The sequence below is a fragment of the Paenibacillus sp. EKM10P genome (assembly GCF_011800655.1).
Taxonomy (GTDB): domain Bacteria; phylum Bacillota; class Bacilli; order Paenibacillales; family Paenibacillaceae; genus Paenibacillus; species Paenibacillus polymyxa.
This window is the reverse complement of the sequence record NZ_JAALET010000022.1, coordinates 31,073-45,267: the sequence shown is the minus strand read 5'-3', so window position 1 is coordinate 45,267 and position 14,195 is coordinate 31,073. Positions and strand designations below refer to the sequence as shown.

The 14,195-nt window shown below is 48.2% G+C and carries 11 protein-coding genes; 4 read left to right on the top strand and 7 right to left on the bottom strand.

What is annotated here, in order from left to right:
• Positions 1–16 precede the first annotated feature (16 nt).
• Genes HFE01_RS25635 through HFE01_RS25620 form a run of 4 tightly spaced genes read right to left on the bottom strand, consistent with a single transcriptional unit; the run spans position 17 to position 5,165 of the window.
• Entirely contained in the window at positions 17–1,402 is a 1,386-nt protein-coding gene (locus HFE01_RS25635; RefSeq protein ID WP_107735237.1) for an MBL fold metallo-hydrolase, read from the bottom strand.
• Complete coding sequence (locus HFE01_RS25630; protein WP_107735238.1) at positions 1,399–3,069, bottom strand: ABC transporter permease; 1,671 nt, start codon at positions 3,067–3,069, stop codon at positions 1,399–1,401. Before HFE01_RS25630 ends, HFE01_RS25635 begins: the two co-directional genes overlap by 4 nt.
• A 4-nt stretch (positions 3,070–3,073) precedes the next feature.
• On the bottom strand, positions 3,074–4,147 hold the full coding sequence (locus HFE01_RS25625) for an ABC transporter substrate-binding protein (RefSeq protein WP_107735239.1): 1,074 nt from the start codon (positions 4,145–4,147) through the stop codon (positions 3,074–3,076).
• 19 nt (positions 4,148–4,166) lie between these two features.
• Positions 4,167–5,165 (bottom strand): ABC transporter ATP-binding protein, encoded by a 999-nt coding sequence (locus HFE01_RS25620; RefSeq protein WP_107735240.1) that lies wholly within the window; start codon positions 5,163–5,165, stop codon positions 4,167–4,169.
• A gap of 201 nt (positions 5,166–5,366) precedes the next feature.
• On the opposite strand from HFE01_RS25620, the gene HFE01_RS25615 reads away from it, so the two are divergent.
• Positions 5,367–6,245 (top strand): LysR family transcriptional regulator, encoded by an 879-nt coding sequence (locus HFE01_RS25615; RefSeq protein ID WP_016818565.1) that lies wholly within the window; start codon positions 5,367–5,369, stop codon positions 6,243–6,245.
• Positions 6,246–6,386: 141 nt separating this feature from the next.
• Positions 6,387–7,247, top strand: a complete 861-nt coding sequence (locus HFE01_RS25610; RefSeq protein ID WP_167438751.1) for a hypothetical protein — start codon at positions 6,387–6,389, stop codon at positions 7,245–7,247.
• 126 nt (positions 7,248–7,373) lie between these two features.
• On the opposite strand, the gene argS is transcribed toward HFE01_RS25610, so the two are convergent.
• The 3 genes from argS to HFE01_RS25595 form a co-directional block, all read right to left on the bottom strand.
• Entirely contained in the window at positions 7,374–9,053 is a 1,680-nt protein-coding gene (gene argS / locus HFE01_RS25605; RefSeq protein ID WP_016818563.1) for an arginine--tRNA ligase, read from the bottom strand.
• Positions 9,050–9,490 carry a YwiB family protein gene (locus tag HFE01_RS25600; RefSeq protein ID WP_016818562.1) on the bottom strand — a complete coding sequence of 147 codons (441 nt, stop codon included), beginning with the start codon at positions 9,488–9,490 and terminating at the stop codon, positions 9,050–9,052. The genes argS and HFE01_RS25600 overlap by 4 nt, the downstream gene beginning before the upstream one ends.
• A gap of 94 nt (positions 9,491–9,584) precedes the next feature.
• Positions 9,585–10,475: a LysR family transcriptional regulator gene (locus tag HFE01_RS25595; RefSeq protein ID WP_107735242.1), complete on the bottom strand. Its 891-nt coding sequence runs from the start codon at positions 10,473–10,475 to the stop codon at positions 9,585–9,587.
• A 150-nt stretch (positions 10,476–10,625) separates the two neighbouring features.
• On the opposite strand from HFE01_RS25595, the gene HFE01_RS25590 reads away from it, so the two are divergent.
• On the top strand, positions 10,626–12,377 hold the full coding sequence (locus HFE01_RS25590) for an ABC transporter ATP-binding protein (protein ID WP_107735243.1): 1,752 nt from the start codon (positions 10,626–10,628) through the stop codon (positions 12,375–12,377).
• On the top strand, positions 12,374–14,113 hold the full coding sequence (locus HFE01_RS25585) for an ABC transporter ATP-binding protein (protein WP_107735244.1): 1,740 nt from the start codon (positions 12,374–12,376) through the stop codon (positions 14,111–14,113). Before HFE01_RS25590 ends, HFE01_RS25585 begins: the two co-directional genes overlap by 4 nt.
• The last annotated feature ends 82 nt before the right edge of the window (positions 14,114–14,195 follow it).

Sequence of the window (14,195 nt, the reverse complement as noted above, 5' to 3'; positions counted from 1 at the left end):
CACGATCTGATGAATACTAAACCTCTATCGTTGCACCTGGCTCCAAAGAGTGAACTTCTCTGGCAGGACCTCCATGTTCATTATTTCCTTCTCTTATTAACTCATCTCGTACAAGGTCGGTCTGCAATTTGGGTGCATGAACGAGTACAACCTGTTTGCTAGGCATCTCCTTCAGCATTTGCCGTACATCCGATAATCCCTGGTGCACCTTGTAAATCAAATGCCGAGCTATACAGATGTCATTGGCGTCTGCACGTTCCAACAGATGTTTACCAAAAGAACCATTGGAAGCATGCCCGGTCAATATCACACTGTTCCTAATATCCTCCCCGCTATCCACATCGATCAGCATACTGCGGTGATCCGACAGATATTGATAATACCAACGCGCCTGCGGGGAATCCATCATGCCGTCTCTTGTTACGATAATAGTGGCCGTGTTCCGTTCCAGCAGACTTATCCGTTCCGCAGTATCACGAGGCACAAACACCCTGTCACTGTTCAACACATGTTTTATTCGCGTGGAAGCTCCCGGACGTAGCCACTCTTTCCATCGATTTAACTGTTTCAATCCGTGCCACAGGTCAGGCTCTATAATTATTGCTTGTTCAGGAAATTGCTCGCTGGCCCATACGATCAATTCCTGTCCTCTGCCAAAGGCAGGCACTGGCAACAACACATGGCCGCCAGACAATAATACCTGCTCCATCTCGACCCTCAGCCGCTCCAGCTTAACAGGCTGCGGGTCTATATCCATACCATAAGCATTGTCCATGATAGATATGTCCACTAGATTGGACTTTGGCTTGCATCCAGGAAGGTCATCTCCCCCCTCTCCCATACACAAGTCCGGTGCATCGGCAGCAAGAAGCTCAGATTCACGGCTATAGTCTCCGGAAAAGAACAGCCGCTTCCCTTCCAATTCTACGATATACCACACTGCACCAGCCAAATGCCCACTGCGTCCCCACATCATTTTCACACCCGGACAAGCTTCACGCCATACTCCTGAAGGCCCCTCGTCTTCTAGATAGCGATAGGTAATAGATTGGATATCTTGTTCACTGTAGGGCAATTCGCCGCCTCTCGATTCAACAAAAGTTTGCCAGGAGCGAAAATAGGATCCCAGCTGCTCAGCGGTAGCCTTGGTCGTCCAGACCTCTCCCCGATATCCGTACTTGTACAGTAAGGGGAGCGCCATGGAATGATCCTCATGTGCATGAGACAGCAAAACAGTAGTTAGCTCCTTCACCTTCTGTGGCGGAAAAACCGGATATTGCCCGGTTCCTTCCTTTTTTACGCCACAATCCAGCATGATACGATGCTGCTTTCCTTCAAAAACATAACAGGAGCGGCCATGTTCGCCCGCTCCACCCCAAATCCTAAGCTTGGTCATCATCATTTCCACTTTCTCCCCGAGTTTAAGCTTTCCATTAAGATCAGTAGCAGTGTGGTCAAACCAACCGATATAACAGCCATCGCCATGCCAAGCGACACCTGTCCCTGCTCAAACTGGGCAAATATATAGGTTGCAGACGTCTGGACGGATGGCGGTAAAATCAGCAACGATCCTACCAGCTCCCGTGAAGCAATGGTAAAGGTCATCATCCAACCAGCGAGCATCCCCGGTCCAATCAGCGGCAGTACAATCCGGCGGAATATGTAAGACGGACGCCCGCCGAATACCTGTCCCGCCTGAAAAAGACCAGTGTCCACCTGTGTAAAGGCGCTTTTGACATACTGCACCGTATAAGGAACAAACAAAATAACATACGTCAGAATGACCATGCCATATGTGTTATACAACGGAATGGGCATCCACGGCGAATTCCACCACAAAATCAGACCCACCACCATAACAATTCCCGGCACTGTATTCGGAAGTAAACTGAATGCATCAACTGTCCGTTGGATTTTCGTGCGTGATCCACCGATAACAAGCGCAAACCAGGTGCCCAGCACCACAGCAAGCGTCGATGCACCCAAAGAGAGAAATACACTGTTCAGTAGCACTTCCATGCTTTCAGAACCCCACGACAGCAGTTCCTTGTAATAGTCGAGTGTAAGGTTGTTCCATGCCAATCCGATTCCCCGCAGCTTCATGGAGGAGGCCGCAATAATTGAAAAGTAAGGGATGCCAATAGCTGCGATGAGCAGCAATAGGATGAACATGACACTCAGTGCTGTAGTCCAGCTGGATACACGAAGACGGGAAGGACGGGAACCTTTACCCCCTACCAGTCTGTATGTGAACTTTCGGTTGATCACCGATTGTACATACCACATAAGCAGGCAGGCCGTTAACAGCACCGAGGCCATGGACGTCGCTTTGCCAAAATCGATGGGCCAACTGGAAATATATTTGTGAATTTCAGAAGTCATAACCTCATACCCGATACGTCGCCCAAAGGTAGCGGGTGTGCCAAACTCGGCAATCGTTTTAACGAAAATGAGCAGCGCACCCATTCCGTATGCCGATAGTAGCAGCGGTAAAATGATTCGACGGAACCTGTACAGAAAGCCTCCGCCCATGACAGCACCCGCCTCTTCCAGACTGCCGCCAATCCTCACCAGCGCCCCGCGTAACAGCAGGTACAGGAATGGAAACAGATGCAGGCTCATGATCATCACCATGCCGCCAAGGCTGAAGAAGGAAGCCGTTAAGAAATGCAGATCCGGGAGCAACTGCTCCATATACCCGTTTTTTTGCATAAACAGGATCCATCCCATGGAACCAATATAGGGCGGAGTCATAAACGGAATCAGCAGCACGACATCCAACCAGCGCCAGTGTGCGAGTCGGGTGTTGGACATGATCCAGGCTAGCGGAAGTGCAAGGACGGTCGTTCCTGCGATCACACAGATGCCTAGCCAGATCGAGTTGAATAGCACTCCTGCAAATTGAGAAGCAGCTAACGTTCGAAAAGGCGCAGCCCATTGAAATGTCCCATCAACATACACACTTTGGATGAAGATTTGCAGCAACGGCAGTACAATTAGGATAAAAAGCGCGATCAGAGCAAGTGTCAGGGACCATCCTCTGATGTGTTTAACAGACAAACCTCCCATCGGCTTATTTGAACATTTGCGTGAACTTTTCCGTCACGTCTGATCCGTGTTCACCCATCCATTCCCAGTTGGTTTTCAGCAATGGGATTTCGTCGAGGTTTGCACGCTTGTCAGCTTTGATATCCGTGCGTCCAGGGAGTAGGGAAGCATCTGCTACTAGTTTCTGTGCTTCGTCTGACAACAGATAGTCAATGAACGCTTTGGCATTTTGCTCATGCTGTGTGGACTTGAGGATTGCGGCAGGACGCGGGCTAATGACCGTTCCCTCTGTCGGATAGACGATGTCAATCGGCTCGCCTTTGGCTTTAGCCTTGTAGGTCATGTAATCAACCGCAGCGACGACTACACCTTTAGCCCCCGTAATCACTGGATCTAACGCTTCCTGATTCGCACCGGCCATGGCCACACCGTTAGCCTTGTACCGCTCAAACAACGTCCAGCCTCCATCGCCCTTGGCGCTCAGATAGCCTGTCATAAAATCCAACGCTGAGCCAGACAGCGATGGATCGGGAATGTTAACCTGATCCTTGTACTCAGGCTTCGCCAAATCGGCCCATGAAGTAGGTGGCGTTTTCACTAACTTCGTGTTATATGCAATACCCAAAGCAGAAGCACTTGTGCTGAAATAGTGACCCTCCTTATCAGACCAGTCGGGGTTTAGCTTGTCCGCATTTTTAGCGTCCGGATAGGGGAGTGTGAGTCCTTCCTTTTTCAAGCCTTGTACAGACGGAAGCGATGCCAGCACAACCACGTCTGCTACCGGATTCGTTTTCTCCGCTTCCATGCGGGCTAAAATCTTACCTGTCGTTCCCTGGAATAACTCTACCTTAACTCCACTCTGCGCCTCATACCCCGCTACCAGCTTTTTCGCCAGTCCATCCGGGCCTGCGCTGTAAACAACCAGCTTCTGATCGGTGGACGCCGCTGCGCCCGCTGGTTTTGCTGATCCATCGGCTTGTGCCCCATCCTTCGATGTCGTAGCCGTTCCGCAGCCTGCCACAGCCAGTCCAAAAGTCAATGTTAAAGCAAGCATAGCCCCTTTTTTCCATCCTGTACGAAAAACACGCCTATTCATCATCTTATATAACCCCTTTTCCCTATGTTTCAAGTTGGTGGATGTATTGCGGTGATACCCAAATATGCATTTGTTCGCCTATGGGCAAGCGGGTGGAGTGATACGCAGTCCATTGCTCGCCGTTTTCGGCTACTAGACGGATTTCATAGCGATCGCCAACATAGCTGACATGCAGGATCTCTACTGTAAAAGTGTGCTGATCCGCTTGTTCCTGTTCCCAACGGACATGTTCAGGTCGAAATAGTGTCCGTTCCAACTCGATCCAGTTGGATTTGCCGATAAAGCTTGCCACCTCTGGATGAGACGGACAACCATAGATCACCTCTGGTGTTCCGGTCTGCAAAATATGTCCACTTTTCATAACCACTACTTCATCAGACATGGACATGGCCTCGATCTGATCATGAGTGACATATAAGGCGGTCAGCCCCAGATCGCGCACAAGCGATATCATCTCAATGCGCATCTCCTCCCGTAGCACGGCATCCAGTGCACTGAGCGGCTCGTCGAACAAAACCAGTCGAGGCCGGATAGCAACTGCTCTTGCAAAAGCAACCCGCTGCTGCTGACCACCGGACAGCTGATGGGGATAGCGATCCTCCATCCCTAACAACCTCACCTTATCGAGCGCCTCTAGCACCACTGCCCGCAGTTCCTTGCCTTGAGCGCTAACAGCCCCTTTTCCCCGCTTGCTCGCTCGCAAGCCGAAGGCCACATTTTCAAACACCGTCATATGCGGCCACAACGCAAAATCCTGAAAGACCATACCAAAGTGGCGGAGATGTGCGGGAACATCCTTTTTGCGTTCAGCTGAAAAGAGAATTTCCTCTCCCATCGTGATTGTGCCGGTATCTGGTGTCTCCAGACCAGCAATCAAGCGCAAGAGCGTCGTCTTCCCACAACCGGACGGTCCGAGCAGTGTGGTGAACTTGCCCTGTCGTACGACCAGATTCGTCTCATGCAACACGGTGGTATGGCCGAAGGTTTTACTTAATCCGCGAATATATAGATCCTGATTCATCGCATTACCTGCCTGTTCTTGTGACTGACCCCAGTGTAAAACTTGAATTCGCAACCTGTGTTATTGGGAAGTTAAAACAAAATTAATTATTTCAATGAATTGTGTTAACACTCATAGATTTAATCTATATAGAGGCGGTTGATGCTGTTGCCTAGAGAATAAGCATGATTGTTTGACTTAACTGAAAGCGAGGCATTCTAAGTGAACTTAAGTCTTCTAAAGTTACATATTGTAGAGCTGCTGAACAAGCACCATAAAATTACCACCGTAGCCGAGGTTCTCGGCCTAAAGCAACCCACTGTTACTTTTCATATGAAAAATCTGGAGCGTGAATTTGGAGTAAAGCTGTTTGATACACGTATGGGCAAAATCATCCTGACGGATGCCGGAGATGCGCTGCTGCACTATGCCACCAAGATTAATGCACTTGCGGCTGAGGCTGAGCGAGTTGTCCGTGAGTTCGATACGCTCCAACGAGGGAGTATACGGATTGGCGCAAGCTATGTACCTGCCACCTATCTGCTTCCTGCCGTGCTGCATCGGTTTGCCCGCGAGCATCCGGGCATTCACATTGCCTTGTCCGTGAAAACAGCGCCCGTGATTAAGGACATGCTCGCTCGCCACGAAATTGACCTCGGCATTATTTCGGCAGAGCCGTTTCAATCCCCAACGCTGCTCTCAGAATCCTTGGGAGAAGATGAACTGGTGCTCATCTGCTCACCCACTCATCCGCTCGCTAGCGAAACCGATGTAACACCCGAGCGCATCGCTTCTTCCTCTTTTGTGTTGCATGGGAAGGATTCCAGCACACGCCACGTGACTGACAAATGGCTGGAGCGCGGGAGGCGCCGACTTCCATCCTATCTGGAATTGGATTCACTGGAAGCTATCAAACAGGCGGTTATGCTGGGAGAACACATCTCCTTTGTCTCTCGCCTTGCTGTTCAATCAGAGGTTGAGCGGGGTTTACTGATCATAAGACCTATTCCGGGACAGCCTGTTGAGCGGCATATTTATATGGTCAGCAACAAAGATCGTCATCGCTCCGCGCTGATTCACAGATTCACTAAATATTTATGATGGAACCAAGATTAAATCTTAGCTGTCATATAAAAATTATGGTATTTTTTAACCAGAATACCATCTTAGCTTGACATACGACTGACAAATCACCCGTAAAGTGAAGCGTGTAACCTATTCGGACGAACAGGAGAGGATGAAATGAAAACAAGCCTGCGTATCACTAAATTCATGTCAGTAGTAACTCTGAGTGCAGTGCTGCTCGCAACAGGATGGAAAGGTGCAGAGCCCGTACAAGCCGCTGCCAATGCCACACCAAGCTATGAGGTAAAGCTGCTGCTGGATACAGCTCAGGTCCTCAATGCGGATGGCTCTTTAAAAAGCGGCATCGTAAATGAGTTCGGAGTCAGTGAAGATGCGCAACGATTAAGCGTCGAGTTTTTTGATACAGACTCCTTGCAATTGAATGACGAGGGCTGGAACGTTAGATTTCGCAAAAAAGACGACAAAAAAAATTATGAGTTAACCTACAAAAAGCGATATACGATCACAAACGGGAATATCGACGCAGCACTTACCCAAGCGAATAAAGAAGGTTTCAGTGCCTCTGATGATAATTATGAGGCTGAGGTGGATTGGGGATACAGCAAGCAGACATTAAGCTTTTCCAATGACAAGAAAACGAACGCCTCCAAAGGATTAGCTCTGCCTTCCCCGGATCAGGCATTAAAACAATTGCAGGACAATCTTCCGGGCAAGCTGCAAAACTGGAAAAGCAGCAACTGGGACAAACATACCTTGGCAAACTCCAGAGTACGCGGTCCTGTACAGGTCAGCAAATATAAGGGCAGCTTTCAGGGCTTGGATACTGACGTTGAAGTATGGCCTATTCGCAGCTCCAACGGATCGGGTACCGACAATATCATCGAAATCTCCTTCAAAACTTCGGATTACAATACTGCCGCAAGCAACCGCACCAAGCTGATGAATCTGCTACAATCCAAAGGATGGCTGATTCCTGCCGATTCCTTAAAAACGAATCTGGTACTGGAACGCTATTAAACCACTCAAACTTATTGTATTCAAACCAAAAAAAGGAACCGAACGAGCCTCCCTAGAGGGCAGCACGAACGGTTCCTTTAACCATTATACATATGACTACAAAATCATTATGTTGCAGTTGTTTACTTACATACGTTCCGGTGCAGACACGCCCACCAGCTTCAGTACGTTGGCAATGGTCGTACGGACCGCGCCAAACAACGCCAAGCGAGCTTGCGTTTGAGCTGCATCCTCCGTGATGACACGCTCTGCTTTATAGTAGCTGTGGAACATGGATGCCAGCTCGTAGACATAGCGAATCATACGATGCGGCGCAAAGTTTGCAGCTGCCACCGATACTTCCTCTGGCAACTCGCCAATTTTGCGTAACAAATCGTATTCATGCTCAGCCGTCAGCTTCGACAAGTCAACTTCTGCCAATGGCAGTACAGCAATACCCTGCTCTTCGGCTTGACGATATACGCTGCATGCACGTGCATGTGCATATTGCACGTAGAATACCGGATTCTCATTGGAGGTAGAAATCGCCAAATCCATATCAAAATCCAGATGCGAGTCCATACTACGCATGGTGAAGAAGTAACGAATCGCGTCTACGCCCACTTCTTCCATCAGATCCTCCATCGTTACGGCCTTGCCAGTACGCTTGGACATTTTTACTTTTTCCCCGTTTTGGAACAAGCTGACCATTTGGGCAATCAGCACTTTAAGCTTATCCGGGTCATTGCCCAGTGCTTCCATTGCGGCCTTCATCCGTGGAATATAGCCGTGGTGATCCGCTCCCCAGATGTTGATGATCGTGTCATACCCACGAGCATATTTGTCACGGTGATAGGCGATATCCGGAGTCAGATACGTATAAGTACCGTCATTTTTGATCAATACGCGGTCTTTATCGTCACCATACTTAGTCGTGTTCAGCCAAGTAGCTCCGTCCTTATCATAAATTTCCTCACGGTCACGCAGCTCATTCAGTGCTTTAAGCACTTCACCGTTATCATACAGTGATGTTTCACTAAACCAGGAATCAAAAGGTACACGGAACCGCTCCAGATCACGCTTGATCTTATTCAGTTCCTTTTCCAGACCGTATTCACGGAAATAAGCGGCACGATCTCCCGGTTCCATAGACAACAGAGAATCGCCCTTCTCAGCCACCAGTTCCTTCGCAAACCCGATGATATCCTCACCATGGTATCCGTCCTCCGGCATCTCCGCAGGCTGTCCTAGCTCCTGCAAATAACGCGCTTCGATGGAACGGCTCATATTGTAAATCTGGTTCCCCGCATCATTAATGTAATATTCACGAGTGACTTGATATCCGGCAAAATCAAGCACATTACAGAGCGCATCCCCTACGGCTGCACCACGTGCATGGCCCAAGTGAAGACTCCCAGTCGGATTGGCGCTGACAAATTCGATCTGTACCTTTTTGCCCTCACCTACCTGTACACGACCGTAATCTGCTCCTTGCTCCTGTACTTGTCCGATCACTGCATAGAGGTAGCTCTTGTTCAAACGAAAGTTAATAAAGCCTGGTCCCGCAATTTCAGCACTTTCAATAGAAGCGGAAGCTAAGTCCATATTCGCAATCAGATCTTCAGCGATTTGACGCGGATTCTTCTTCGCAATGCGAGTGAGCTGCATGGCTACGTTGGTAGCTAAGTCACCGTGTGACTTGTCCTTAGGTACCTCCAGCGTAATGGTCGGCAGCTCTTCGCGACCCACGATTCCAGCAGCCAGCACCGCTGCCTCGATTGCTGAGGTCACCTTTTGATTAATAAGTTCCAGTGGATTGCTTGTCATGATTGTTGCTCCTCCTGTATATGCAAACTGATGGCAAAATGCCCCGAGAAATCCTCAAATACGTATAGATCATAAGTCCAGCTCACTTGTCCGGTGAATCCATCCATCCGAATATCGAGCTTCTGCGTATGCGCAGACATGTTCAGGTTTAAATAAGGCGAGCGGTAAAATCCAGGCAACCTGCGTCCCAGCGCGAACGACTGCTCTGATTGTACCTCACCGTGACGAATCAGCTTTAGCTCATCCGGTCCGATCTTGACTGTGTTCCGTGTCGTACCGCCCTCAGGACTCTCTTGCGGCTCCTCGTACCTTATATATAGATGCTTCCCGCGAACGATTGCTTCTCCAGGAAGCTCCTGTACCACATCTTCTCCGTCATGATGACTATGAAGACGGATTCGAACCTTTGCATTGTGTGGCATGTGTTCAAACTCCATTCTATCGCTATCCTACTGTACTACTATATCCAGTTCCCGATTGCAATTCAAATGAGTTTTTACAAAAAGATGCTTTCGCCCTTAAAAAATTCAACTACTGTAGGTCAGCTGCACTGGATGCCTGGCTAAAACTTTCAATGAACCGGGAAGCTAAAGAAGACATGTATTTATCCTTCAACCAGACAGCCGCCACACGAGTGTGCAAATCTTCACACATAATTTCTTTAACGATTAAATGATTATTGCTGCCCAAAGACAATGCGGAGCGCGAAATCATGCCAATACCCAGCCCTTCGTTGGCCCAAAGAAGCGTGGTGCGGGCATCGTCATTTTTGCAAAAGTAGTTTGGCTCAAAGCCATACTTCATACAGGTATCATGGATCAATTGCTCAAAACGGCGATATACGATGAGTGGTCTGTTCTTCAGCTCAGCCAATGATATGCTCTTCTGTTCGGGACTCCAATCATGTTCTTCCGTCATCACTGCTACCATCGGCTCAGTGGACGCATATCTACACCCTAAATCAGTGGTATTAAAAGGGGTTCTGACGATACCGACTTCTACAATTCCTTTGTTCAAAAGATCGAGAATCCGGAAGGTATTTCCCTCATGTATTTCAAATTTTACACCCGCATAGGTTTTATGAAATTCGGAAAGCCTGTCTTTCATCAGGGTTGCCCCAGAGGAAGAAACCGTTCCAATGGTGAGCGTCCCCTTCATCCCCATGGCGAAATCGTTTATTTCCCTTGTCGTAGCATCCGTCAGCTCCAAAATCTGCTTGGCCCTGTTCCGTAAAATGATTCCGGCCTCTGTCAATTGAATGCTTCGTGAGCCTCGATGCACAAGCTTTACACCCAGCTCTTCCTCCAGCTGCATAAGCTGCTGACTTAAGGGAGGCTGTGCGATTTGCAGTTTTTTGGCTGCCGCTGTAATCTGTCCAGCGTCTGCAATCGCTAAAAAATATTTGAGATGTCTCAATTCCATCATGAACCTCCGGTCCTGATATATGTAAAACCTATATCTCTAATATATATTAAATATTATTCATATGGTTGGGGATATGCCATAATCATATTCAGATATGCAATTACAATAGAAAACTTTATACAATATTCAGGTTAGGTGATGGTTGATTTGTTGAAATTTGCTGTTTTTTTGAAACCCTATAAAAAGGAAACGATTCTTGGGCCTCTGTTTAAACTAATTGAGGCTATTCTGGAATTGTTGCTGCCTACTATGGTGGCTTTAATGATTAATCATGGCGTTGGTAAGGGAGACACCCATTATGTTTGGCAAATGGGTCTTTTAATGTTGCTCATGACTATACTGGGCTTTGGCAGTTCTCTAGTGTGCCAGTTTTACGCAGCCCGTGCTTCCCAAGGATTCGGAACCACACTGCGCAATACGATGTTTAAGCATATTTCATCGTTTTCTTATGCAGATCTCGATAAATTCGGTACGCCCTCTCTCATCAACCGAATTACGAATGATGTGAATCAGCTGCAAACAGCTGTAGCGATGTTGATTCGTCTGGTTATTCGTGCTCCTTTTATTTGTATCGGGGCGATCATCATGTCCATGATACTGGACTTCCGCCTTGCTTTGGTGCTGTTGGCGGCTACACCCGTTCTGGCTTTGATTCTGTATGTAGTCATTACGAAGGCTTCTCCGCTGTACCAGCTATACCAGAAAAAGCTCGATAAAATCGCTCTGGTGCTAAGCGAAAATCTCACAGGTGTAAGGGTTATCCGTGCATTTGCCAAAAGAGGAGCTGAACGAGTAAAGTTCAATACCGCCTCAGATGACCTGACCCAGACCGCTATTCGTGTCGGCCGTATTTCTGCTCTACTTAGCCCAGCCACCTTACTGGTGGTCAACGGAGCTATTATTGCCATTCTGTGGATCGGCGGTATCCATATCCAATATGGATCTCTTACACAAGGAGAGATTATTGCGTTTATTAATTACATTACGCAGATTTTACTGGCCCTGATTGTGGTGACGAATCTCATTATTCTGTTCACCAAGGCGGCCACTTCAGCCGCGAGAATTCAGGAGGTTCTAGATACGGAAGCTTCGATTTCCGATACTGCCAATTCTGCATCATTCGATCAGGGAAGAACGGGTAAAATCAGCCCAGTACCAGCCATCTCTTTTGATCATGTCTCCTTTGGCTACAATAAGACAGGACAACTGGCACTTAGCGATGTAGTCGTAGACATCTATCCCGGTGAAACGGTTGGAATCATAGGAGGAACAGGCTCGGGAAAATCCACCTTCGTGAATCTGATTCCCCGCTTCTATGATGCAGTAGAAGGTTGTGTACGTGTCGATGGCATCGACGTACGGCATTACAAGCTGGAGCAATTGCGGCAGAAAATCGGGATTGTTCCACAAAAGGCACTGCTGTTCACAGGGTCTATAGCGGATAATATCCGTTGGGGACATGAACATGCCACCGATGAGGAAGTCGCCCGGGCCGTCGCTATCGCGCAAGCGGATGAATTTATTTCTAACTTACCGGAAAAATTCGACGCCCCGATCACGCGAGGTGGACTTAATCTGTCAGGCGGCCAAAAGCAGCGACTTACCATTGCCAGAGCTATTGTAGGCAATCCGGAAATACTGATTTTGGATGATTCCTCAAGCGCACTTGATTTTGCAACTGATGCCGCCCTTCGGAAATCGCTTCGGGAAAATAGCACCCGCATGACTGTCCTGCTGGTCTCACAACGAGTAAGCAGTGTACAGCATGCCGATAAAATCATTGTATTTGATGAAGGCCGGATTGTCGGGATCGGCACACATGATCAGTTGATGAGCAGCTCGGAGGTATATCAGGAAATTAATCGCTCCCAGCTCTCAACGCAGGAGGTAGACCAATGAGTGGCAAGGAAACCTGGAGAAGATTGTTAACCTATGTGGGACAATATAAATCAACAACGTTTTGGGTCATCGTCAGTGCGATTCTCAGCGTGCTCGCCAGTCTGGTCGGACCCTATATGATTGGTCGGGCTATCGACCATATGGTGAATAAGGGAACGGTAGACTTTAGAGCTATTGCACAGATTTTAGCTGGACTAGGCGTTGTATATGTTGTAGGCAGTCTATTTAGTTGGCTGCTCACATATTTGACGAACCGCATTGCTTTTCAGACTGTAAATGATATGCGACGGGAGTTATTCGATCATTTTAATATCCTTCCGTTAAGCTTTCATGACAATCATCCGCAAGGAGATAGCATTAGCCGTTTTGTGAACGATATGGATGCCGTCTCGGATGGCTTATTACAGGGCTTTTCCACCTTGATCACCGGATTGATTACTATTGTTGGTTCGATTGTACTCATGCTGTATATCAGTCCAGTGATGACGCTGGTGGTATTAGTGTCTGCCCCCATCACATATGGCGTTGCACGGTTCATTACTACAAGATCGCAACGTATGTTCCGCGAACAGGCCAAAATTTTAGGAAGTCTGAACGGTTATGTGGAAGAAATGATTGGCGGACAGCGGGTAGTTACTGCCTTTCATTATGAAAATCGCTCGCTTGAGGAATTTTCCGCCCGAAACGAGCAGTTGTATCAAGCGGGAGTTAAATCACAGTTTTACGGATCTTTGTCCAACCCTTCCACCCGATTGGTCAACAACATGACTTTTTCAGTCACCGCTATGATTGGTTGTATTTCGATCATTTTGGGTGGGATATCGGTAGGCGGTTTGTCGAGCTTTCTCATTTACACCAATTTGTTCGCCAAGCCCTTTAATGAAATTACAGGAGTGCTGACCCAGTTTCAGGCTGCTACGGCTTCTGCTCAGCGCATATTTGCTATTTTGGATTCGCCGCCGGAGCAACCGGAAAAATCGAACGCCGTACAGCTGGAGCGTAGCAAAGGCACGATTCTGTTTGATCATGTGAAATTTTCCTATAATCCGGAACGGACGCTCATCACGAACTTTAGTTTGGAGGTCAAGCCAGGCACCCGCGTAGCTATTGTCGGGCAGACTGGAGCAGGCAAAACCACACTCGTTAACCTGCTCATGCGCTTTTACGATGTGGACAGCGGTTCGATCTCCATCGATGGGGTGAATATCAACGATATGAGCCGGGACAGCCTGCGGACTAACTTTGGTATGGTGCTTCAGGATACATGGCTGTTCAGCGGAACGATTCGGGACAATATCGCTTACGGGAAGCCAGAGGCCACAGACGAAGAAGTTATCGCGGCTGCGACAGCTGCCAATGCGCATAGCTTTATCAAGCGCCTGCCTCATGGTTACGATACGGTCATCAGCGGGTCAGGCGACAGCCTATCGCAAGGGCAAAAGCAGCTGCTCACCATCGCGAGGGTGATTCTCGTCGATCCACCTATGCTCATTCTGGATGAAGCAACCAGCAGCATAGACACCCTTACAGAAGCCCGTATCCAAAAGGCTTTTATGAAAATGATCGATGGACGCACCAGCTTCGTCATCGCCCACAGGCTATCGACCATCCGCGAAGCGGATCTGATCTTATATATGAAAAACGGCGATGTCGTCGAAAGCGGTACCCATGAAGGACTACTAGCAAGCGGCGGCCATTACGCCTCGCTTTATAACAGCCAGTTCACTACGGCCTAACATCGCAGTTATGGTAACAGGACGTTACGTTCGTAAAAAACGTTCTCCTTAAAAGTCGGTTGCTCTTATGCAACCGACTTTT